This window comes from Xenorhabdus santafensis, from assembly GCF_033949405.1.
Taxonomy (GTDB): domain Bacteria; phylum Pseudomonadota; class Gammaproteobacteria; order Enterobacterales; family Enterobacteriaceae; genus Xenorhabdus; species Xenorhabdus santafensis.
Window position 1 is genome coordinate 1 of sequence record NZ_VCDN01000053.1, and the last position, 3170, is coordinate 3170.

The window sequence follows — 3170 nt, forward strand, 5'->3', positions numbered from 1 at the left end:
TGAGCCCCTGCCCGTCAAAGCCCGCGATGACAGCCCGAGCGGGACGGGCAACACGCTCGGTAAAATTGTCGGACAAGCACCACAGGGGGCAAATCCGCCGCATGAGGCGAATGCCGCCGTGATACCGGAAACCAAGCAAGAAAAGGGAATATGGAACGGGCTTAAAAAGCTGGCGAGTGAACTGGGAGACGCGGTCGTAGATAAAGCCAAACAAACAGGCCAAGATCTGGCAACGCCAGAAGGCTGGAACCAGATAGAGCAGGCAAAAGGCGTTGGCAAAGCGGCCAGTAATGCCGGCGTAGGTATGGCCGAAATGGCTATCAAAGGCGGTATGCTGAATTCCAGTCGTGAGATGGACGAGTCGGCTCGGACATTGGGGCTTTGGGGAAAAATCCTTGGTAATAAGAAAGCCGAAAAGCACGCGGAAGTGATGGGCGAAATAGCGGATGCCGGCCGTAACAATGCCAACGCATTCAATCTGGATGAATATAAGATGACGTTGGATACGCCGGGGCAACGTTTGGGTGGCCTTGCCTTTGAGATTGGCACATTTTTTAGCCCGGAAAAATTCGTCAGTGCTATGGGTTTTATGTCTAAAGCCAGCACAGTGACGAAAGTAGCAGAAGTCAGTGCCGCGGTGGAAAAAACCGCCGGCGCAGCAAAAGCCGTGGAAGCCGGTGGCGCTGGCGGAAAAATCAAAGGCCATTCGACAGACACACCGGCCGCTAAACCTAAAAAAGAACCCCCAAAAGATGATGCCACGCCGTCCAACAATAAAGATGGCAATTGCAACGGAACCTGTACCAAAAAAAGCGAACCAGTTGATGTGGCGACCGGTGATTTTTTGCAGGAATGGCCGGTCATTGCGATCCCCGGGCTGTTGCCCATTACCCTGAACCGCTCCTATCGCTCCACCGCGAAATACAATGGGCTGTTTGGCTCTAAATGGGCCGATGACTGGTCGCGACAGTTGGTTATCGGCAAGCATGAAATTCTGTTCACTGATACGGATGGCGTAGTTTATGATTTCGCTGCCCCCGATAATCAGGTACAGGCCCGGAATAAACACATTCCTCATTGCGTCCTGACGGGAGAGCTCAACGGAGAATTACGCCTCACCGATCGCCAATCCCAGCTGATTTACCATTTCAATCAGATGGCGAAAACCTGCCGCAAGCTGTCTGCCATCACAGATCGCCGTCAGAATCGGATTGATTTTGTCTACGATAAAGATGGCCAATTGATTGAGGTTACCCGCAATGATGGCGTTCGCCTGACACTCAGTTATCAGGATAATCAACTTCGGGCAGTGGATTTGCCTGAAGGATCTATGACCCAACGACTGGTGTCGTGCCACTATGATGAGCAAGGCTATCTGAGTGAATGTGAGACATTCCAACATAACCACTTATGGCACGAATACGATCCCCAAGGGCGAATGATCCGCTGGCACGATACTGACCAGACGGATTTTCACCTCACTTATGATGAGAAGGGGCGTGTCATCAGCACCGGCTCCCCCAGTGGTTATTGGCATGACCGCTTCCGCTATGATGATAATGCCCGTATCACCACGTATTTGGACGGTGAAGGCGGGGAAAGTCACTATCATTACGACCCAAACGGATTGGTGATACGGGAAGTCGATCCGCTGGGCCGGATTACCCGTCGCCAGTGGCGTCACAGCCAAATCGTTTGGGAAAGCAACCCCGCGGGTCAGATGACCAGCTTCGATTACAACCCTGACGGTGCCCTGACCGAAGTGAAACTGCCGACAGGCGAAACGTTCACCTATGATTATGATGAACACGGGCAGCTCATCGAAAGTTGCCTGCCGACGGGGGAATGCTGGCAGTTTCAGTATGACGAACAGGGTAACCTGACGGCGCTCATCAACCCCCTCGGGCACACAGAAGCCTACCAATACGGCACGCATGGCGAACTGCGCCAGCGCCTGCTGCCCGATGGTCGTCAGTGGCACTATGCTTATGACGAACAGCAACGTCTGGCCGCCGTGATGACGCCGGACGGTCACACCACGGGGCTGGAGCTGGATACGCTGGGACGCCTGCGCCGCTTTACCGACGCGCTAAAACAGGAAACCCGCTATCGGTACAGTCCCGACCATGCCAGCCTCAATAATGGCAGCTTGAGTGAAATCACCCTCGCCGACGGTGTGACTCAAAAACTGGAGTATGACAGCGAGCATCGCGTCGCTGCCGTCACGGATGGGGAAGGCCGCACGACCCGTTATGCTTACGGTGCTTTTGACTTGTTGACTCATGTCACCCGTCCCGATGGCACTCAATTGCACTTTGGCTATGACCGGCTTACCCGATTGAATTCAGTCACCGCCTCCACGGGTGAAACTTACCGTTACGAGCGGGATGCGGCGGGTCAGATTATCCGTGAAACGGATTTCACCGGGCGAGTGGTGACCTATCAATATGACGTACTGGGGCGCCGTACGCGGGCAAGCTATCCTGATAGCCAGCAACTTTGTTGGCACTATTCCACGGCAGGTTTGTTGGTTAAACAGGAAAGCTGGCAACCACAAGACGGCACATGGGTGCTGGCGGCAACCACTCACTATGAATACAACGATCGTCATCAGCTGGTGAAGGCCGTAAACGACGATGCCGTGGTTGAATATGAATATGACGATACTACGGGATTGCCGACGGTCGAGCGCCTCAATGGGCGGGAAATCATCCGTCAATGGGATACCCTGACGGGCCGTCCGGTCAGTGAACACGTTGATGACCATACCCTGTACTTCGGCTATAACCCGATGGGGGCACTGAACCACTTTCAGCTCAATCAGCATACGCCATTGGCCTTCCAACACGATGCATTGGGGCGGGAAACCGTACGCGAAAGTGCTAACGGATTTATCCTTGCCAGCCGCTACACCGCAACCGGCTTGCTGGCACATCAGTCAGCGGGGCAAGCGACGCAATTTTTCCGGGAAACATTGGCGCAAAATGACCCGCATTTTCCGCCGCAGGCCACCGCCGTTAACCGCAGCTGGCAATATGATCGTGCGCATAATGTGCGCGTGATTGATGACAGCCGCTGGGGACAAACCCGTTACCGTTACAATGCCAACGACCAAATTTTGCATACGCTGTTCGAGGGCAATCGTCCGTATGAAGAGCAGTTCCACTACG

The 3170-nt window shown here is 54.1% G+C and carries 1 protein-coding gene; it reads left to right on the forward strand.

Annotation, left to right across the window (positions count from 1 at the left end):
• Positions 1-3170 (forward strand): DUF6531 domain-containing protein (locus tag FE392_RS13810; RefSeq protein ID WP_319930799.1); only part of this gene is annotated, 3170 nt, incomplete at both ends.